Below are 19,990 nucleotides of genomic sequence, written 5' to 3' on the forward strand. Positions count from 1 at the left end.
CCCTGTCACAAGCAGCATTAGCGTGAAGTGGACTAGCGGAAAACCATCCTGATGGGATTACCCAGGACACGGGCTCAGCCGCTTTTAGCCTGCGATCTATCAGGTCGAGGAAAGCGCCCTAGTGAGGATTCTCTTTGTTGCCCGCTAGTAGGCCTGGGGCTCGACACAACATTCGGCGTGCTGGCCTGTTCGGGATGCGGTGAATTTTTCACCCTGAAGCCGTCCCCTCTCCCTTGTCCAGAACTCACATGCGCCCGGGGGCAGGGGGCGGGAAACGGGAAGAAAAACGCTAGTAGCTTTCGTCTTGGTCGAGGGCGTCGAGATAGTCTTCGTACGCAGGCAGTGCCGAGATCACGTCCTGTGACAAGCCCGTGTCTTGGTAGAAATCGCGAAGCACGTTCTCAAGGTCATCGATTTCTTCCTGCTCGACCACGGGGACGGTATCTTCGTTGTTGATTTCATGGAGCTTTTTGTACAGCTCGAGCAGTTCGGCGCGTGCACGCTGGGGATCATTGGGGTTGTCCAACGACGCGATGAGAAAGTCGTTCAGCGCCTCATGAACAGCTGGGATGCGGTTAGCATCTAGGGGTTCACACCAATTTTCCGCCTCGCCCTCTGAGAGGTACGCGCCGGTGGCGAACATTTCCCAGTCGCTAACTAGTTCATTGATGCGTGTCTCGTAGGCGGCGCGAATCTCATTGCCCCTCATGCCAGCTTCACGCCCAACAGCGCGTCGACGGCGTTTGCGATTTCGGTTGAAACGCCGCCCTGCTTATCGACGTCACCACCGTCCGCCAATACCTCATCTGCCCACGCATCCAGCGCCGCCAAGGCGGCTGGCGTATCCAAATCATTGGCGAGATGAGCGCGTACGTCCGCGATTACTGTATCCACACGGGCCTGGTCCTGTTCCGCGCGTGCAGCGCGGCGCCACGCGGTGAGGCGCTGTTCGGCGTCGGCAAGCACTTGATCAGACCAGTTACGATCCGTGCGATAGTGGCTAGCGAAAACTCCCAAGCGAATAGCCGAAGGGTCGTGGCCAGCGGCCGTGAGCTTTGACACGAACACAAGGTTCCCCAAGGACTTACTCATCTTGGTGCCGTCAAGCCCGATCATGCCGGTGTGAACGTAGTGGCCAGCCATGCGCTCATGGTGGACAGCCTCAGAGTGCGCTGCCGAGAACTCATGGTGAGGGAAAATCAGATCACTTCCGCCACCCTGAATCGCAAACGGAGTACCCAACCTAGTTTCAGCGATGGCAGAGCACTCGATGTGCCACCCAGGGCGGCCAGCACCGAATGGCGCATCCCACTGCGGCTCCCCCTCACGGGCGGCACGCCAGATCAGCGCATCCAGAGGATCGCGTTTGCCTGCACGCTCCGGATCGCCTCCACGTTCAGCGAAGTACTTCTCCATCGTCGCGCGATCATAATTGGACTCATAGCCAAACTGCTCGGTTGCGTTGATCGACGCGTAGATGTCCGGATACTCGTCACTATCTACAACGTAAGCGCTGCCGTTATCAAGCAGCTTCTGGACTAAATTGATCACATCATCAATAGACTCCATGACGCCTATGTAGTGCTTAGGAGGCAACACAGACAAATCTTCCATGTCAGAACGGAACAGATCGATCTGGCTGGTGCCCAGCTCGCGCCAGTCAACTCCGTCGCGGTCTGCACGCTCGAACAATGGATCGTCCACATCAGTGATGTTTTGCACGAACGTTACGTCATGACCATTGGCCAACAATTGACGATAAATCAGATCAAAAGTCAAGTAAGTAGCGGCATGGCCTAGGTGAGTGGAGTCGTACGGAGTAATACCGCACACATACATTCCCACGGTTCCATCATCAGTCAAGACACTGGTGTCAACCGGCTTTACGGCCTGATCGGCAGTATCAAACAGTTTGAGTTCAATCGCTTCTCCAGCGATGTGGGGGACTTCAGGAATAGGCCACGATTTCATGCCACCACTTTAACCCTAAAACCCGCCGCGCCTCCAAAGCGAACGCCACCTTCAATTGGTGAAGATAGCCTTGACATGCAAAAAGCTCCAGCCACCTTTGATCTGCAAAGTGACCGGAGCCCTTGTTAAAAGTTTTACATTGGCTGGAGGATTCCCATCGCAAGGAGGACCATGACGGCAATACCTACTGGGATGCGGTAAGCAGCGAACCACGAGAAGGAGTGGTTGGAAACAAACTTCAGCAGCCAAGCAATTGCCGCATAACCCACCACGAAGGAGATACCAGTACCTACCAGCAATTGGAGGCCAGAAGCTGCCTGACCTGCCTCTGGGTTGAATGCGTCAGGGAGGGAGAATAGGCCAGATGCCAGCACAGCTGGGATAGCCAGCAGGAAGCTAAAACGTGCCGCCACCTCACGGTTGAGGCCTAGGAATAAACCAGCGGAAATGGTGCCGCCGGAACGGGACACGCCAGGAATGAGCGCAAGACACTGAGCAAAGCCCATAATGACCGCGTCCTTCATGGTTAGATCCTCAAAGTTGCGCTTCTTGTTGCCAAATTTCTCCGCTGCGATGAAGACAAAAGAGAACAGGATCAACATAGCTGCTGTGATCCACAAGTTTCTCAGAGCATCACGGATGATGTCTTTGCCCAAGAACCCAATGATGCCCACAGGGAGAGTTCCGATGATCACCATCCAGCCCATGCGGTAATCAAAGCCGCGTTGCTGCTTATCAAACAATCCACGGAACCAACCGGTGAGGATGCGCCAAATGTCTTTGGCGAAGTACACCAAAACAGCAGCTTCTGTACCAAGCTGAACAACTGCAGTAAAGGAAGCACCCGCGTCTTGACCCCAGAACAATTCAGAAACAATGCGCAAATGGCCAGAGGAGCTGATTGGGAGAAATTCAGTCAAGCCTTGCACTAAGGACAGCACAATGGTTTGTACCCATGTCATGCCCTCAGTGGTAGCTGTGGCCTGCGCCAGCAATGTTGTTTGATTGATCACCCGCACTACCCTACTACTCCACTCTTTATGGAGCGGTCATTGAGACAGATGTTTTCGGTTCTTTTTGATTGCGATGTGATCGAAGCCATGTGGCGTAGGAAGGACTTCGTGCTGTAAGGCTCAAATTTTGTTCAGTAACACTTACGTCTACAGCAAACTACTTGTGTGTGGCTGGTAGTGTTTTCAAATGTGAATAGCGCGCGTTTGATGAAGAAGTCTCTGGTTTCTATCGCTGGTTTAGGTTGTGCAGCCACTCTGGTGGCATGTCAAGGCCCTACCACTTCTGACATGGATGAAAGCTCAATGGGAAGCGCCCAGGCTGTTTCTTCACCGGCGGCAACCGATCCTGCCGGTAAAGTGATTGAACTCGATGAAGCTTATGCGAAGGTGTCGGATATGGAGCGTGCTGGCGAAACACTCGCGGTACGCAGCGGGGAACACCTAGTAGTTGGAACCCTTGATGCCTTCACATCAGGTGACGTACAGGTAAACAACATCAACGGTGAATGTGGCGATGTGACAGCTACAACCGATGAGTTTGTGCTCGCCTGCCCTGACGGCGTGCACATTTTCGAGGCAAGTAGCGGAACCGAAAGAGAAGTAATCCCCACCTCTGAGGATGTTTCTACCGCCGTAAAAACTTCTGACGGAACCATCATTGCAGGCGTGAAGGATGATAAACGCGCTCTGCGGATCCACAACGGCGAAGAGAAGGAATTCTCTACAGAGTATGACAGCACCGAGATGATTGCAGTCCCCGTTGACGGGAGAGAAGATGCCGTCCTGCGCACCAATTCTCGGTACACCATCATTCAAGACTTAAAATGGAAAGAACCGGAAGCCGGCGCGATTCTTCGCGTGGGCATGGGTGTAGGCCATATTGCGCCTGCTGAAAAGGGAATGGCTCTTGCAACTGACACGCTGGGAAGCCAGCTGATGATTTACTTTGCTGATGACGTCGTCCGTCTCCAGAAAACAGTCCCTGTAGATGAAAGCCCGTGGGGAGTTGCGTGGGATTCTGAAAACCGCACAGCTTGGGTTGCCTCAACGGCTGAAAACCAGTTAGTCGGATGGGACGTGGCAGCATCTTCCATGACGGAAACCGAACGCTTTAATACGATCGCCAACGTTCGAAGCGTCGCCGTCATGCCTGATGGCTCCAAGGTCCTCGCCGCTGCAAGTGGCGACGGACTGCAAGTGATCAAGTAGAAACCGCAATTGCCGCAACGCCGCTCATGATGAGCGGCGTTGCGCCTTTTCAGGGGCGATATCGGCGCCGCCTGGTGCTAGTAGGCGTGATGGCCAACCGTTGTTTCAGCCGTGGAGAACAAAACAGGCGCTAACAACCGCAAACACTCCCGCTACGGCGTGTAAAGTCCTTATCTGATAAACAAAACTTGAAAAGTAAAGGCGAAATCCACATGGCACCAGATTTCCGCGACATCCGCATAAAAGGTTACCAAGGCCTTCTCAAAGTGATGTTTAAGTTGGATCCCGAACAAATCCACACCATCATCAACAAAGGTTTGGGCGGGCTGCAGAAGGCAACTGCTGTAAACCGCGCTCTATCCAAAGTAGTCGCCGTACACGATCCGATCCTTTCCCAGGAAGTTTTTGGAGTCACGTTCCCGCGACCACTAGGCCTCGCAGCTGGCTTTGATAAGAATGGTGCAGCACCCGATGCCTGGACTGCAGTGGGCTTTGGTTACGCCGAACTGGGCACCGTGACTGCCGAAGGCCAACCGGGTAACGAGCAGCCTCGCCTATTCCGCTTGCCTGCAGACAAGGCGATCCTGAACCGCATGGGTTTCAACAATGCCGGCGCTGCGGTGGTGGCTGAGAACCTCAAAGGCAGGAAGTCCCAGGACATTATTGGTATCAACATTGGCAAAACTAAGGTCACCCCAGCTAACGAGGCTGTGGCCGACTACCGCAAGTCAGCATCGCTGCTCGGCAACCTTGCTAACTACTTGGTTGTGAATGTTTCCTCCCCGAACACCCCCGGACTTCGTGATCTCCAGGCGGTGGATTCCCTAAGGCCAATCCTCGCTGCTGTTCAGGAAGCAACAGATACCCCGGTTCTTGTCAAGATCGCTCCCGATCTCTCCAACGAAGACATTGACGATGTAGCGGACCTAGCCGTAGAGCTAGGACTGGCAGGTATCGTCGCCACCAATACCACTATTTCCCGCGAAGGGCTGAAAACCGATGCGAGTGAAGTAAAACGCATGGGCGCTGGCGGCATATCGGGTGCACCTGTTCATGATCGTGCGCTCGAGGTTCTTAAGAGGCTGCATACCCGAGTTGGAGACAAAGGCATCGTCTTGGTTGGCGTTGGTGGAATTTCCACACCGCAACAAGCTTGGGAACGTATTGCTGCTGGAGCGACCCTCCTACAGGGATACACTGCCCTCATCTACGGTGGTCCTGACTGGATACGTGACATCCACATAGGAATTGCTCAGCAGCTGCGTGCGCACAACCTCAGCAATATTTCCCAAGCTGTAGGTTCACAACTGCCGTGGACTCTGGACTAAGAGCCACGTTTTTCAATTCAAACGCCCTCCATGCTGAAGCATGGAGGGCGTCTTAATGGCCTAACTTTATCTAGTGTAGGCTTTGCGGATCACCAGACCGCAGATGAAAGCAAGTCCCGCGTAAGCCATCAGCCACCAATGCTGGATTTCCGTAACGGGCTCGTTGGGAACAAAACGAGAGCCAATTGCAAGAACGAAGGCAGCAATCAGAGCAACGACTTGAACTTTGCTCGCTTCCTGATTGCGATTAATAGTGGCAAATGCACCTAGCACAGCCGCGGCAACGACGATCATGATGAAGCGGACGTCTACGGTAAAAAAGCTCATAAAGCCACTTCTCATTACCTCAATAGCGGCAAAAATAAACAGTACTACGCCAATGGCAATGAAGGCACCGCCCACTCGCAATCCCACAGGGATGTGCACGGGAACTTCCGCATCCCTGCGGTTACTCATTCTCGTACCAACCCCACAGAATGGTGCGTGCCAGGGAATGGAAGTACAGGTTAAAGCCTAGGACTGTTGGGGTGGCGTCGTCAGGGATGTCCAGCTTCTCTACATCCACAGCGTGGACGGCGAACAAGTAGCGGTGAGGGCCGTGTCCCTCTGGTGGCTGCGGGCCGTAGTATGCGCGTGCCCCTGAATCGCCTTTGAGGGTGACGGCGCCTGCAATGCCACCCAAGGTCTCGTCACCGGCGCCGGTGGGCAGCTCGGTAACGGAAGCTGGAATGTTGAAAGCAGCCCAGTGCCAATATCCAGATCCAGTTGGGGCATCGGGATCTAAACAGGTTACTGCAATGGATTTGGTCCCCTCAGGCAAATTGTCCCATTTCAGGTGAGGAGAAACGTTGTGAGGTGCAACGTGGTCTTCTGCAATCTTCTGGCCATTCTGAAGGTCAGTTGAAGTGAGATCGAAGGTAGGGAGATCCTTCAATGGTGCGTAAGGATCAGGACCTGGAAACTTGTCAGAATTGTAGAAAGTCATGATTACTTTTCTACCCGATTTATGTGACCACTGCCACTTCATACTGTGAAGAGTTACGCATATCTCCCATGCTGAGCCATCAGCACATCATGGTTTCCATCTTCAACGAGGGCACCTTGATCCATCACTAGGTTGCGATCGGCAGTCATTGCTCACTCTAAGCGGTGAGCACCAACCAAAGCGGTCATGGCCTCCGTGACTTTAGTAGCTGCCTTCTCCAGCGTGACCGTTACAAAAGAACCTGCTTCAGCGGTCGCCTCATCAAGAATCAGCATCGGCAGCCGGCTAAGTACAACGCGTGCCAAGGCCTTCTGGTGTCTTACCTCCGGCGCTCGAACGAGGGCCACCACACCGTGGATTCTGCTGTCGCGCAGAAGGAAGATCAATACGTTCTCTGTGAACTGGTTAAACCGTGCAGTAGTGACCTCCCCGGCGCCAAGCCCCCTTCACTACGCGGGAACCCTGGGCCACATCGGCGGCTAGGGACGCGACGTCAACTTCCGCTTGACGACGCCGCCCAGAAACCTTGGTGAAAGGTTTAGCGGTCAACCATGCGGCCGCAGCTACTACGGTGCCGCCCAGCGGCACCATGAGCGCGATCCACGGCGAGATCACCATAGCCAGACGACAGCCCCGGCGACGTACCCAACCATCGCTACTGGACTTCACGACGGTCTCCACATCCGCACCGACCATATTCAACACCGTTCACGGCGACATTTTGCCAGCGCCTTTAGCCAGCACGCGCTCGGTGGTATGGACAACGCGCGCATATCCATAGCTTTGAAAACCATCTGGCGTGGCTTCCGCAAGGAACTGAAAGGCCAGAATGACTGAGAAGACCAAGATCATAACCACGGCGGCAACAACGTCGCCGTGGATGAGATCATCGATCACTCTGCCGATGACCAGAGCACCAAAAGACGCCACAGCATCACCAAGTGCAATGGTCACATCTTGGAGCACAATGGCTAAGGGTACGCCTTCTTGGCGTCCCACCTTGAAGCCTCTTCGGATTTCCAGCTTTGGGGCGAAATACTGTCGCGCCCATCTGGTGGATTGCTGGGGATAAACCACCGCTAGGTAATCATTCTGTGTGCAGGCTCTAACACGTTTTCCACCTTAATTGTTTAGCGGATTTAGAAAATCACATGAGAATGCCCCACAACGAGCGCGCAGAGGCATCCGATAACAGCGGTGCTCTCACCCTGAAAAGCTATTAAAAAGGGGCGTTTTCCTGCTGATTTGCATTGAGAAGACCGCAACACTTATAGTTATTCAAGTCCAAGCCGAACGGCTTAGAACACCCGGCCCGGGTGGCGGAATGGCAGACGCGCTAGCTTGAGGTGCTAGTGTCCTACTAATGGACGTGGGGGTTCAAGTCCCCCCTCGGGCACAGAAGTAAAGGTCCTAACCAAAGGTTAGGGCCTTTCGTCGTACCATAGCCACTTCTACCCCGCAAGGATTTGCACAATGGACGAGCAGAACACTACGCCTTCTCCGATCACCAAAGCAGATCTAGCTATCGCACTCAAAGTGCTAGACCAAGCGGGGCATTTATCCCCTTCTCATCCCGATGCCCGTGCATTACAAGCTGGCGTATCTAAGATGTTCAAGGAAGTAAAGAAAACTCGGCGTAAAGAGGCCAAGCAAAGGCGTCGTCAGAAAGACGCTGATGTTCTAGCCGCAACGGCAACAGCTAACCCGCGCCGGGTGGACGACGAAACCAATGGATTGCTCATCGCTCCAGCAGGACAAAAGCCAGTTTCCTTAGAAGTCGGTGCAGTGGCCACTCCTCATGGCTTTGCAGGAAAACTCAGGCGTCCCCACAATTGCTACGTGTGCAAAAAACCATACACACTCATCGACAGCTTCCATCATCAGCTTTGTCCCGACTGCGCACAGGATAACCGGCAACGCCGAAACGCACGCGTCAATCTCACGGGAAGACGAGCCCTCCTTACCGGCGGCCGAGCAAAAATTGGCATGTACATAGCTTTGAAGCTTCTACGCGATGGCGCCGATCTCACTATCACGACGCGGTTCCCAAAAGATGCCGTCCGACGCTTCACTGCAGTTCCTGATCATGAGGACTGGATTGACCGTCTCCACGTGGTAGGCATTGACTTGCGCAACCCACAACGAGTGGTTGAACTCGCTGACGCTGTAGCCGAGAAACCTTTGGACATATTGATCAACAACGCAGCCCAAACAGTGCGTCGGACTTCCGGAGCCTACACACACCTCGTTCGAGCCGAGGCTGAACCCCTAACCGGGTCACAGAACGATGTTCCGATGCTTGTGCTAGGAAACACAGCACACCAGCACCCAGAGGCTATCGGAACCCAATACACACTCGCGCTGCACAATGAAGATTCAGCTAGAGTAGGCAGCTCCCCGAAAACTGCCCAGGAGATTGCGAGCATGGCATTAGAGGCTGGCAGCGATGCACTAGGCATTGACGCCGGTGGCCTAATCCCAGACACGGTTGACCATAATTCGTGGGTGGCAAAAGTAGGTGAAATCGATCCGGTAGAAATGCTCGAAGTTCAACTTTGCAATGCCACTGCTCCATTTATTCTGTTCAACCGTCTTCGCCCAGCTCTAGTCACCGCCGAAGCCCGCCGTAAATACGTGGTCAACGTTTCCGCGATGGAGGGAGTATTCGGCCGCGGGTATAAGGGTCCCGGTCACCCACACACCAACATGGCCAAAGCAGCTCTCAACATGCTTACGAGAACTACCGCCACGGAAATGTTCGAACACGGGGTCCTAGTTACTAGTGTTGATACTGGATGGATTACCGATGAGCGTCCGCACGGTACCAAACAACGCCTCGCTGCAGAGGGCTTCAAGGCCCCACTAGACCTAGTGGATGGTGCGGCACGGGTGTACGACCCAATTGTTCAGGGCGAAAACGGCGTAGATTTGTACGGATGTTTCCTCAAAGACTATCGCCCTCACCCGTGGTGATGGTTAACCCCTTTGGGCGCCACTGTAGATTGGAACGTGGGTCTACTGCCGGATACCCAGCTAAGACGCAGAGAGCCCCTAAGCACACAGTTGGGCGTGCTTAGGGACTAGTTATGAGATTAATTATGCCTCATTCTGGCCTTCGACCTTATCAAACGCGTTAAGAATACGCTGCGCAGCTAGTGTCGGCGTGATCTGCGCATCGCGCAGTTGCGACTCTACAAGTTTGCGGGTCGCAATGACATCCGGATCACCGTTGAGACGCTGCAACAAGGTTTCGTGAACCATGGACCACATCCATTGAACCTGCTGTTCGCGGCGTGTGCGCTCAAAACTTCCCGAAGCAACCATTGCCTCATGGTGCTTCTCCACGATGTCCCAAAACTCATCTACACCGTGCCCCTCCACTGCAGACATGGTGATTGTTGGCGGGTGCCAGTCAGCGTTCTCGGCCCGCACCATGCGCATAGCTGCAGCCAATTCGCGAGCAGCCCGTTTAGCTGGTTTTTCGTTAGGACCATCAGCCTTATTGATGGCCACAAGATCAGCCATCTCCAGGACGCCCTTCTTAATGCCCTGAAGCTGGTCACCAGCGCCGGCAAGGGCTAGGAAGGTAAATGTATCGACCATCTGAGAGACTGCAACCTCATTTTGGCCGACACCTACTGTTTCCACCAGAATTACGTCATAACCAGCAGCTTCGAACACAACCATGGATTCACGTGTAGCTTTTGCTACACCACCCAGGGTGCCCGCTGAAGGCGAAGGGCGGATGAACGCATTAGGTTCACGGGAGAGCTTAGCCATGCGGGTCTTGTCACCAAGAATTGAACCGCGGGTGCGGGAAGAAGAAGGATCAATGGCCAACACAGCCACCTTATGTCCTTCCTTGATTAACTTCATGCCAACCGCTTCAATAAAAGTTGACTTGCCCACGCCTGGAACACCGGTAATGCCTACTCGCAGTGCTTTTCCGCTGAACGGGAGAAGCCTGACCAATAACTCCTGAGCCAAAACCCGGTGAGCAGGTGCAGTGGATTCCAAGAGCGTGATGGCCTTAGACATCATGGTGCGATTGTGGGATCGCACTCCCTCAAACAGGGCATCAACATCGATACGCTGACGAACGCGTTTCACTACCTCAGGCTTTACCGCAGTGGCATCGCCGAGATCGGTACCGGAGGTAGTAATTAAGGAGCCCAGTGAGTGTTCAAGGAAGTTGTTCTCTGCCATGGGAAGTCATCACCTAAAAGAAATAAAGAAAATCAGAATTATGGCAACACCGGCCGCAAGGAAAACCTGTGGCCGGTGTTGTAGGTGTCAAAGCACTAGAAGACTAGTCTTCAACGTTGAGATCGATACCGAGGTTTGCTGCAATCTTCTGGATGCAGTCAATTGCAGATTCAGCAATGACGGATCCTGGTGGGTAGATCGCTGCAGCGCCAGCATCGTAAAGCTCCTGGAAATCTCCAGGTGGGATAACGCCACCAACGGTGATCAGAATGTCTTCGCGGCCAAGCTTAGCCAGCTCTTCCTTCAGAGCAGGTACCAAGTAGAGGTGGCCTGCGGCGAGGGAAGATACGCCAACCATGTGTACGTCGGCGTCAACAGCAGCCTGAGCTGCCTCAGCTGGGGTTTGGAACAGAGGTCCGACATCGACGTCCATGCCGAGGTCCGCATAGCCAGAGGCGACAACCTTCTGTCCACGGTCGTGACCGTCCTGGCCCATCTTCGCAATGAAGATACGTGGACGGCGACCCTCTTCAGCCTCGAAAGCATCGGCAAGTGCGATTGCCTTCTCAACGTTATTCACGGTGCCTTCCTTACCAATCTCGTCCTTGTAAACACCGGACAAGGTGCGGATTTCAGCTTCGTGGCGACCAAAGACCTCTTCTAGAGCGTCAGAGATTTCACCAACAGTAGCCTTAGCACGAGCAGCATCAACGGAAAGCTTGAGAAGGTTCTGCTCAAGGTTTCCTGGTTCCTTGTTCTCAAGGCGTGCAGCCTCGGTCAGAGCCTTCAAGGCTGCCTGAACTGCTTCCTCATCGCGCTCAGCGCGCAGCTGCTCAAGTTTAGCGATCTGTTCTGCACGAACTTTGGAGTTCTCAACCTTGAGAACTTCAATCTGCTCGTCCTCCTCAACGACGTACTTGTTAACGCCGATGAGTGCCTGGCGGCCCGAGTCAATACGAGCCTGAGTACGTGCAGCCGACTCCTCGATGCGCAGCTTCGGAATGCCCTCGATGGTTGCCTGTGCCATACCGCCTGCAGCCTCGACCTCGTCGATGTGCTTGCGAGCACGATCAGCGAGCTCTTGAGTCAACCACTCGATGTAGTAGGAACCTGCCCAAGGATCGACTGGGCGTACGGTGCCGGACTCCTGCTGAAGCAACAGCTGGGTGTTACGTGCAATACGAGCAGAGAAGTCAGTTGGCAGTGCGAGTGCCTCGTCCAGTGCATTGGTGTGCAGAGACTGGGTGTGGCCCTGGGTGGCTCCCATCGCCTCAATGGCTGTACGAGGAACGTTGTTGTAAACATCCTGCGCCGTTAGGGACCAACCAGAAGTCTGGGAGTGAGTACGCAAAGACTGGGACTTAGGGTTCTTTGGATCGAACTTAGCAACCAGCTCACTCCACAGAAGACGGCCGGCACGTAGCTTTGCGATTTCCATAAACGTGTTCATGGAAATGCCCCAGAAGAAGGACAGACGCGGCGCGAACTTGTCGACGTCCAATCCAACTTCCTTACCAGCACGGATGTACTCAATACCGTCAGCCAGCGTGTAGGCGAGCTCGAGGTCCGCGGTAGCACCGGCTTCCTGAATGTGGTAGCCAGAGATAGAGATCGAGTTGAATCGTGGCATCTTCAGAGAGGTGTACTCGAAGATATTGGAGATGATTCGCATCGAAGGCTTTGGCGGATAGATGTAAGTGTTACGAACCATGAACTCCTTCAGAATATCGTTCTGAATGGTTCCGGCCAGCTGCTCAGGAGCTACACCCTGCTCTTCAGCGGCAACGATGTAGAGCGCCAGAATTGGCAGAACTGCACCGTTCATGGTCATCGAAACGGAAACACTACCCAAGTCGATGCCCTCGAACAGCTGACGCATATCGAGGATGGAGTCGATGGCTACACCAGCCATACCGACGTCGCCTGTTACGCGCTCGTTGTCGGAATCGTAACCACGGTGGGTTGCGAGGTCGAATGCGACCGACAGGCCCTTTTGGCCGGCGGCAAGGTTACGACGGTAGAACGCGTTGGACTCAGCTGCAGTGGAGAAACCTGCGTACTGGCGAATGGTCCAAGGCTGGTTGGTGTACATGGTTGGGTATGGGCCACGCATGAAGGGGGCCATACCTGGGAAGGAATCCAGCTGACCGGCATCGACGTTGTCGTTGCGATCACCGCGAGTGAAGACGCGGGAGACGTCAATTCCTTCAGGAGTGCTCCACACCTGCTCACGCAGGTTGTTAGCTTCTCCTACTGACGCAGTTTCAGTAGAAACAGCGACATCAGCGAAATTTGGAATAGTAGTCATTTTTATTATGCTCCCAACTTCTCGAGCAGCTCGGAAAGGGTCTTCGCCGCATCGATCTTGAGGTTCAGGTAGCCATCAACGTCTACCGTGCCAGGTGCACCAGCGAGAAGGATTTCCTCAACACCTGCGTCACGCAGAGCTGCAACGGCTTCAGCACCGGAAGCCGCGTACTCCTGGTCGGTGCCACATACGACAACGATCTTGGAGGCTTCAGCGGCTTGCTTAAATTCTTCAGTACCAGGAGTAACCTGACCTGGGTTCAGTGCTTCAATACCACCAGTTGCCAGCAAATTGGTTGCGAAACCGGTGCGCACATTGTGCTTTGCCAGTGGGCCAAGTGGAATCAGAGCAATCTGAGGGCGCTTACCCTTAACCTCAAGGAAAGCGTCAGAACGATTACGCAGAGCCTCAAATTCAGCTGCCCAACGACGAACGTTGCTTGGCTCAACCCGCAGATCAGCAGGCAGCGGAGCTTCCGCAAGATTCGGGAACTCGTTGATAGCGGTGAGCTGCTTTACCCTGTGGGCAATATCGTTACGGACAGCCTCATGGGTCTCATCCAGCAGAGCCTTTACCGCACCAGACTCCACAGCGGCAGTGAAGCCACCCTTGGACTCGATGTCGGTGAATACAGCCCATGCCTTCTCCGCAACCTTGCCGGTCAGGTCTTCTACGTAGTAGGAGCCACCCGCAGGATCGACTACATGGCCGAGGTGAGACTCTTCCAGCAGCAAGAGGTTGGTATTGCGGGAGATACGGTGGGCGAACTTGCGAGAAACGTTTGGCAGACCGCCAGAAATCGCCCAGTCAAAAACGAGAACCTCGACGTCAGTTGCACCACCGACGCCACCAGCAAAAGCAGCAACGGTGTTGCGGAGCATATTTACCCAAGGATCGCGCTGGGAGAACATTACTGGGGCAGTAAGAGCGTGCTGAGGAGCAGAGCCATGCTCTGGAGCGCCAACGACCTCCGCGACGCGGGCCCAAAGAGTGCGGGCTGCACGCAGCTTAGCAATCTGACCGAACTGATCATCCGTGACTGCGTAGCGGAACGACAACTGATCCAGGGCCTGCTCAACTGAAAGGCCAGCGTCGGTCAGCTCACGCAGGTACTCAACACCAGCAGCGAGAGCGAGGCCGATTTCCTCAGCATCAGATGCACCTTGGTTAGAGAATGAAACGGCATCCACCAGAATTGCGCGGGTATTCTCACGCTCCGAAGAAGCCTTTGCCAACTCAACCGCTGTAGAGAGATCTACTGTGGCGGAACCATCCACCGCGGAAGACAGTGGGGACGCGCCGAGCTCGGCGCGAGCTGGAGCCTTGCCGGATGCGTCGATAAGCGCGAAGAGCTTCTCGGCCACATCCTTGGTAGCACTACCTGCGTTTAGGCGAACTGGAGCCATCTCAAGGTACACGCCCTTGAGAAGCTCCTCTAGGCCTTCATTGCCATAAATAACGAGGTCGGTGGTGCCGTTCTCGAGAGCGGTGAGAACTTCCTCATTGGAAGCACTTGGGCCGAATGACTCGGTTACTCCCCAACCAGGCTTTTCATTCTCGCCAGCACCCTTTAGTCCGCGAGTGAATGGGAACTCACCTGGAACAGATGCCTCAGCGAACTCATCCTCGCGGGTATATAGCGGATTGACGTCAATGCCGTCGTACGTGGTCTTAATCAGCTTGCGCCAGACGTCAAGCGGAATATCCGCGACATCCTTTTTGGTTACGCGCGCGAAAACTCCGGCGACAGCCTTGTACCAGGATTCCTGTCGCGCGGAGAAATCTTCGGTTAGGTCAGTTCGTGCATCACTCACGAGTTAACCCACTCCCCTCGCATTGGTGACACTCTCGTCGCAGACTGCATGGAAGCAAAAAGTAAGCAAAAAGAGCGCCAGAAGTTATCAGTTATTCTGTTAGCTTGGTAATCATTCGGCTAACCCAAATTGGCTAGCCCGACAGAAACCTCACAACGCTACTAATACTAGTCCCCACTCCCTGTTTTTACCGTTGCTTCGAGCCGATGTTCGCAAAGGATTTCACCGATACTAAAGTTATTAACCGTGAGCAGCGTATTTGATTTCTTTCTGCGCCTATTTGGCGATGTGATAAGTGCCATAAAGGGGTGGAATCTAGGTAAAAAGCTATTGGTCACATGCACGCTAATCGCATTTGTCCTAACAACCTTGTTCGTTGATATACCATCACTTCAACAGTTTCGATACTGGTCAGATGAACTGGGGCCGGTTTTCCCGGTGATATTCACGGTGCTTTACGTACTGATCACCCAATTTCCCATTCCCCGGACACTTCTAACACTTAGTTCCGGGGTGCTATTTGGCCCCCTGTTAGGCATCTTCATTGCACTGATGGCCACGACGGTGTCAGCAGCTATCTCACTGACGATCATCCGTCACTTCCTAGGCGACTGGATGGCGCCACGATTAACTCATCCTGCGGTCGCCAGAATTAACCACCGTTTACGTGAACGCGGTTGGTTAGCTATCACTTCGCTGCGCATGATCGCGGCTGTACCTTTCTCAATTTTGAATTACGTTGCCGCTTTAACAAGCGTTCCATTAATCGGCTTCACCGTTGCCACGCTTGTAGGCTCCGCACCCGGCACAATCGCTACCGTTCTACTGGGCAACACACTGACCGGAGACACGGATCCCTTCTACATCGTCTCCGCCTTGGTACTCATGGTCATCGGCTTCGGAGGGTTGGCACTCGACACGAAACTGCCAGTCAAGGATGAACAGTAGACTATGGTTATCATGGGTTATGGTTGAGGAACCACCTTCAGCTCTGCAATAACGCCATAGAAAGAGGCTTTTCAGGAATGTTCGTAGTTCAAGCTCGTTACCGCGGTCGCGCACGTCGTCGAGCCGAGTTTGTCCAGAAATCTGCTGAAGCTTTATCAACACTTCCAGGTGGTGGCAACTTCGAAGTTATCGGCGTAGAGGAAATCGTAGCCGCTATCGAAACCCCCCAAGGCGTCTGCGATACCATCATGGCTCTTTTATCTGCAGGCGATTGGGCAGTTGCTTGTGTTGTTTTTATCGACGACGAAGCAACAGATACCCTTCTGGACGAGGAAGACGTGGTGACGGAAAAAGCCTTCAAATTCGCTGCCAGCACCTTAGGGGCACACGCACGATCCGGTTCCGTCAAGGCTGGGGTAAAGATCAACAATCGTAAAAATGTAGGTTGGGGAAACGATATTCAATCTGTGTTCACGATGATCTCCCACATACTAGCTAAGCGCACTGCGGAGGGAAGAGAAGCTACGTCTCTGGTTCGTTCAGGTCTCAATCAGAATGAGGCGGCCCAAGAACTCGGCATTTCCAAACAAGCTATGAGTCAGCGCCTCCAAGCAGCTGGGTGGCAAGCGGAACTAGCTGGTTACCATCTGGCCATCAGCCTGCTGCGACGGGTTTCACGCGTGGAATCGTGAATACGAAAGGAAGTGCCCGAGGTGAGTTCGCACCTCGGGCACTTACTTGTACAAGAGTATTCCTGATCTACTGCTGCTCGTATGGATTCGGCTGGGCAATAGATTTGTCTGCGTCACTCATCAACTCTTCATTAATGGGCGACGGTTCACGCTCGGCCGCGATCTGTTTTTGCTCTGGGATGCCCGCTGGCTCAGTGGACGAGCTCTGTTGCTTAGCTTTGGCCTTTGCTACATCCATTGGATCCTCAACTGGCTGATTTGCTACGGCGTTAGCTGCGGCAACAGCGGCTTGGATTTCCGGATTCGATTCCGTATTGAACCAGTCTTCTCCTTCATCCTTATTCAGAACTTCGTGGTCGGATTCATCCACGTCAGCTGGCTCGTAGCGGAACACGCCGTCGTCACCCTTCTTGGCGAGTGCACGGGCGAACTCTTCAAGGGAATCGCCAAACTGGCTTGGAATCATCCACATGGTGGAAGCCTGGCCCTCAGCCATCTTCGGTAGCTTTTCAAGGTATTGGTAGGCCAATACTTCTGGAGTGATCTTGGACGAGCGGATCGCAGCGTTCACCTTTTGAATGGCGCGAGCCTCGCCCTGAGCTGCAAGGTACTTAGCGGCACGCTCGCCTTCAGCGCGAAGAATGGTTGCTTGGCGCTCTGCTTCCGCTGCGAGGATGGACGCGTGCTTCTCACCCTCCGCCTGCAAAATCTTAGCTTGGCGTTCACCTTCCGCGGTACGGATATCTGATTCGCGACGTCCCTCAGCAGTCAGGATCATGGCTCGTTTTTCACGATCTGCCTTCATTTGCATTTCCATAGACTGCTGGATGGATGGTGGCGGATCAATCGCTTTGAGCTCCACGCGGGCAATGCGAAGACCCCACTTAGTAGTAGCGGCGTCGAGTTCTCCGCGGAGACGACGGTTAATGACATCACGGGAAGTCAGAGTTTCCTCCAACGTCATACCGCCCACTACGTCACGAAGGGTTGCCACCGAAATCTGCTCAACGCCCACGATGTAGTTATCCACGCCGTAGATGGCCTTTTCGGCCTCGTTGATCTGGAAAGTAACGACGATGTCAATTGCGACGGTCAAGTTATCTTGAGTAATAACCGCCTGTGGCGGAAAGGAGACAACTCGTTCACGAGTATCTACTTTGGCTCGCACTCGGTCAACGAATGGAATAAGGAATGTAAGGCCTCCCGAGACCGTTCGGGTGTAGCGGCCCAGTCGCTCAATGACCGCAGCCTCGCCTTGAGGAATAAGCGCGATTGATTTAATTACTACGGTGGCTACAAAGAGCACCAGTATCATTAGAAAAATGAGTGAAGTCATACGTTAGTTTTCTTTCCACACGACTGCTGTCGTGCCATCGATGTTGATGACTTGGACCCTCTCCCCTTCGTGGAAGACTTTTGATTCGAGCATGGCGCGGGCGGACCACAAGCTTCCGTCAAGACGGACCATACCCTCGTGGGCGTTCACATCCTCTACCACTACTGCATACGATCCAACTAGGGCCTTAGGTGATTCATCGTACGTGGGCGGATTCATCATCTTCTTTTTTAACGCAGGCTTTACCAAAACCAGCAAGCCGAGGCTCACGACTGTAAATACCGCTATTTCCGCCCACAGTGGTAAGCCAACTAGGCCTAATCCCGCTGCTGCCACAGCGCCACCAGCGAGCATGAGTAGAGTCATTTCACCCACGAAGAGTTCAGCACCCGCCAAGGCGAATGCTGCGATTAACCAAACTAAAGCTCCCACGAATCCCACCTTAGTGAAACTGGCTTAGTTTTTCATTAGCTCCTAACAATATTGTGTGCGGAAAGCCCAACTCGCCTACAGAAGGTCTTCCTTACTTAATTCAGGTGTTGTCACGAAATCTACTAGGCGTTCTACAGCACCAATGAGCGTGGAATCCACGTCGCGGAAGGAGTTAACTGCGCGATATACCCTATTCCATCCTTCCTTTGGATCGGACCACCCTACGCGCCGGCAAACCCCGGTTTTCCAGTCTTCTCCGTACGGCACTTCGGGCCACGCTGAGATCCCCACTCGCTCTGGTTTAACTGCAGCCCAGATATCAATATAGGGGTGACCTGTGACCAATACGTTGGGCCCAACAGATTGCGTTAGTCGCATTTCCTTAGATCCAGTAACTAGGTGATCTGCCAAAACTCCCACTCTGCGCCCTGGCTCGGGTTTGAATTCCTTAAGGCGCGCCTCCAGATTGTCCAGCCCCTCCAGGTATTCCACGACAACGCCTTCTACACGGAGGTCATGACCCCAAATTTTTTCCACGATTGCAGCATCATGGACGCCCTCCACCCAAATTCGAGACGGCGCTGCCACTTTGGCGACCACGTTGTCAACGCGTCGAGATCCTGAGTTGGATTTACGTGGAGCCTGCTTGGGCACGTGGCGAACGAGAGTCACCCGTTGGCCGTCGATAAGAAATGCACCTTCGCGCATTTTAAAAAGCCGTTCAGTACCGTAACGATCCTCGAGTCGTACAAAATCGCCATCGTAAGTGCGCTCAAAACTAATCACCGCGCCTACAAAACCATCAGCCAACACTTCCACCACGAGGTCTTTTTCAGCTGGAATCTTTGGGTACTCGGGCTTTTTATTGCGAGAATGGCCAGAAAGAATATCGCCACCATAAGGATCACTAAAACTCATAACGGTTAAGCCTAACGGGCTACGAGGACCTCATGGATTAGGCTTGCCCGCGTTATGAATTTTCGCAACCACGTATACTCTCCGCTCCAGAACACTGCATTATGGTTAGGCTCCTGGCTATACGGCAAGGAATCCTTCGATGATGCTGACTACGCTTTAACCGAGTTGGGTGGAGAAAACTTTGCTCACGGCGGCCGAGAGAGCCTTGTAGAGATTCTTGGCGATATGCGAAAGTACTGCCAACCCCTCATCAGCTCCGGCGCCAAGCAGCCAGCAATAACTCTCCTTTTAGGTGGTTCAGGAGACCCCGTGGCTATTCCTCCAGACAGTGACGCCTATCAACCGTCGGTCGCCGCCGGCGGGGCCCTAGTAATTCATAGTCTGGAATTCAAACGCTACCGAATTTACGTACCTGTGCCACAAGGTAAGGCTACGTCTTGGCATATCTTTGATATGAATGGGTTCGCTCCAGCAACGCCCTTCTTGATGCCGGGTGAAGCAGACCAGATGCTGGTAGAGGCCACCAACAAGGCCGCACAGTTCGTTGAAAACGCAGGCTACACCACTGATGCGCTTACAAACCCTCGCCTTACGGTTGGCACCCTGAGTGATTTTTACGAAACTCCGGGCCTGCCTTCCGCCATGCCGGCACGGGCGGAAAAGCTGATAGCTCGGGCGGATCGTGTCTCTGCGATTGTGGAAACAGTCATTGATCGCATGTCGGATCACCGCATCGACCCTGAATTACTGGGGCTTGGGCGCCCCATCAGGTATGCGCGGATGAGTGCTGTCGCTTACGCGCTTGCAGACTGGGCACGGTACTAAAAAAG

The 19,990-nt window shown here is 53.8% G+C and carries 19 protein-coding genes, 1 tRNA gene and 1 pseudogene; 7 read left to right on the forward strand and 14 right to left on the reverse strand.

The genetic code is table 11. From position 1 onward, the window contains the following. Window positions 1–289: 289 nt before the first annotated feature. The 3 genes from ACXM2N_RS06155 to ACXM2N_RS06165 all read right to left on the reverse strand — a co-directional run bounded on the left by ACXM2N_RS06155 (window position 290) and on the right by ACXM2N_RS06165 (window position 2,933). Window positions 290–709, reverse strand: coding sequence for a hypothetical protein (locus ACXM2N_RS06155; RefSeq protein ID WP_458486939.1), 420 nt, complete (start codon window positions 707–709; stop codon window positions 290–292). After that, entirely contained in the window at window positions 706–1,971 is a 1,266-nt protein-coding gene (gene mshC, locus ACXM2N_RS06160; RefSeq protein WP_458486941.1) for a cysteine--1-D-myo-inosityl 2-amino-2-deoxy-alpha-D-glucopyranoside ligase, read from the reverse strand. The genes ACXM2N_RS06155 and mshC overlap by 4 nt, the downstream gene beginning before the upstream one ends. 134 nt (window positions 1,972–2,105) lie before the next feature. Continuing rightward, window positions 2,106–2,933 carry an undecaprenyl-diphosphate phosphatase gene (locus tag ACXM2N_RS06165; protein WP_458491040.1) on the reverse strand — a complete coding sequence of 276 codons (828 nt, stop codon included), beginning with the start codon at window positions 2,931–2,933 and terminating at the stop codon, window positions 2,106–2,108. 240 nt (window positions 2,934–3,173) lie between these two features. Between ACXM2N_RS06165 and ACXM2N_RS06170 the strand changes: the two genes are divergently transcribed. Together ACXM2N_RS06170 and ACXM2N_RS06175 are read left to right on the forward strand one after the other, a co-directional pair. After that, window positions 3,174–4,193: a YncE family protein gene (locus ACXM2N_RS06170; protein WP_458486943.1), complete on the forward strand. Its 1,020-nt coding sequence runs from the start codon at window positions 3,174–3,176 to the stop codon at window positions 4,191–4,193. Between the two features lie 212 nt (window positions 4,194–4,405). Further along, a complete protein-coding gene (locus tag ACXM2N_RS06175; RefSeq protein ID WP_458486945.1) occupies window positions 4,406–5,521 on the forward strand; it encodes a quinone-dependent dihydroorotate dehydrogenase in 1,116 nt (371 codons plus the stop codon). 66 nt (window positions 5,522–5,587) lie between these two features. Here the strand turns inward: ACXM2N_RS06175 and ACXM2N_RS06180 are convergent, their stop codons facing one another. The 5 genes and pseudogenes from ACXM2N_RS06180 to ACXM2N_RS06200 form a co-directional block, all read right to left on the reverse strand. Then, window positions 5,588–5,977, reverse strand: a complete 390-nt coding sequence (locus ACXM2N_RS06180) for a hypothetical protein (protein ID WP_458486947.1) — start codon at window positions 5,975–5,977, stop codon at window positions 5,588–5,590. Next, the gene (locus ACXM2N_RS06185; RefSeq protein WP_458486949.1) at window positions 5,970–6,506 is read right to left on the reverse strand and encodes a YbhB/YbcL family Raf kinase inhibitor-like protein; all 537 of its coding nucleotides are present in this window, start codon (window positions 6,504–6,506) and stop codon (window positions 5,970–5,972) included. Before ACXM2N_RS06185 ends, ACXM2N_RS06180 begins: the two co-directional genes overlap by 8 nt. Window positions 6,507–6,559: 53 nt before the next feature. Then, a pseudogene (locus ACXM2N_RS06190) lies at window positions 6,560–6,835 on the reverse strand (hypothetical protein); the annotation flags it as partial. Window positions 6,836–6,911: 76 nt separating this feature from the next. Continuing rightward, window positions 6,912–7,202, reverse strand: coding sequence for a hypothetical protein (locus tag ACXM2N_RS06195; protein WP_458486951.1), 291 nt, complete (start codon window positions 7,200–7,202; stop codon window positions 6,912–6,914). Between the two features lie 12 nt (window positions 7,203–7,214). Then, window positions 7,215–7,472, reverse strand: a complete 258-nt coding sequence (locus ACXM2N_RS06200; RefSeq protein WP_458486953.1) for a hypothetical protein — start codon at window positions 7,470–7,472, stop codon at window positions 7,215–7,217. 344 nt (window positions 7,473–7,816) lie between these two features. Between ACXM2N_RS06200 and ACXM2N_RS06205 the strand changes: the two genes are divergently transcribed. Then, a tRNA-Leu gene (locus tag ACXM2N_RS06205) sits at window positions 7,817–7,902 on the forward strand. A 77-nt stretch (window positions 7,903–7,979) separates the two neighbouring features. Beyond that, entirely contained in the window at window positions 7,980–9,479 is a 1,500-nt protein-coding gene (locus ACXM2N_RS06210; protein ID WP_458486955.1) for an SDR family NAD(P)-dependent oxidoreductase, read from the forward strand. A gap of 123 nt (window positions 9,480–9,602) precedes the next feature. Here the strand turns inward: ACXM2N_RS06210 and meaB are convergent, their stop codons facing one another. The 3 genes from meaB to ACXM2N_RS06225 form a co-directional block, all read right to left on the reverse strand. Beyond that, a complete protein-coding gene (gene meaB, locus ACXM2N_RS06215) occupies window positions 9,603–10,712 on the reverse strand; it encodes a methylmalonyl Co-A mutase-associated GTPase MeaB (protein WP_458486957.1) in 1,110 nt (369 codons plus the stop codon). A gap of 103 nt (window positions 10,713–10,815) precedes the next feature. Next, a complete protein-coding gene (scpA, locus tag ACXM2N_RS06220; protein WP_458486959.1) occupies window positions 10,816–13,020 on the reverse strand; it encodes a methylmalonyl-CoA mutase in 2,205 nt (734 codons plus the stop codon). A 5-nt stretch (window positions 13,021–13,025) separates the two neighbouring features. Further along, window positions 13,026–14,834: a methylmalonyl-CoA mutase family protein gene (locus ACXM2N_RS06225; protein ID WP_458486961.1), complete on the reverse strand. Its 1,809-nt coding sequence runs from the start codon at window positions 14,832–14,834 to the stop codon at window positions 13,026–13,028. 246 nt (window positions 14,835–15,080) lie between these two features. Between ACXM2N_RS06225 and ACXM2N_RS06230 the strand changes: the two genes are divergently transcribed. Both ACXM2N_RS06230 and ACXM2N_RS06235 read left to right on the forward strand, forming a co-directional pair. Next, complete coding sequence (locus tag ACXM2N_RS06230; protein ID WP_458486963.1) at window positions 15,081–15,782, forward strand: TVP38/TMEM64 family protein; 702 nt, start codon at window positions 15,081–15,083, stop codon at window positions 15,780–15,782. A 77-nt stretch (window positions 15,783–15,859) separates the two neighbouring features. Further along, window positions 15,860–16,474 (forward strand): MarR family transcriptional regulator, encoded by a 615-nt coding sequence (locus ACXM2N_RS06235; protein WP_458486965.1) that lies wholly within the window; start codon window positions 15,860–15,862, stop codon window positions 16,472–16,474. Between the two features lie 67 nt (window positions 16,475–16,541). On the opposite strand, the gene ACXM2N_RS06240 is transcribed toward ACXM2N_RS06235, so the two are convergent. The 3 genes from ACXM2N_RS06240 to ACXM2N_RS06250 form a co-directional block, all read right to left on the reverse strand. Beyond that, window positions 16,542–17,810: an SPFH domain-containing protein gene (locus ACXM2N_RS06240; RefSeq protein ID WP_458486967.1), complete on the reverse strand. Its 1,269-nt coding sequence runs from the start codon at window positions 17,808–17,810 to the stop codon at window positions 16,542–16,544. 3 nt (window positions 17,811–17,813) lie between these two features. Continuing rightward, window positions 17,814–18,242: an NfeD family protein gene (locus tag ACXM2N_RS06245; RefSeq protein WP_458486969.1), complete on the reverse strand. Its 429-nt coding sequence runs from the start codon at window positions 18,240–18,242 to the stop codon at window positions 17,814–17,816. A gap of 75 nt (window positions 18,243–18,317) precedes the next feature. Next, on the reverse strand, window positions 18,318–19,160 hold the full coding sequence (locus tag ACXM2N_RS06250; RefSeq protein ID WP_458486971.1) for a DUF3097 domain-containing protein: 843 nt from the start codon (window positions 19,158–19,160) through the stop codon (window positions 18,318–18,320). 54 nt (window positions 19,161–19,214) lie between these two features. Here ACXM2N_RS06250 and ACXM2N_RS06255 point away from each other — a divergent pair, with 54 nt between their 5' ends. After that, on the forward strand, window positions 19,215–19,985 hold the full coding sequence (locus ACXM2N_RS06255) for a hypothetical protein (protein ID WP_458486972.1): 771 nt from the start codon (window positions 19,215–19,217) through the stop codon (window positions 19,983–19,985). The last annotated feature ends 5 nt before the right edge of the window (window positions 19,986–19,990 follow it).

This window comes from Corynebacterium sp. ZY180755 (assembly GCF_054331495.1).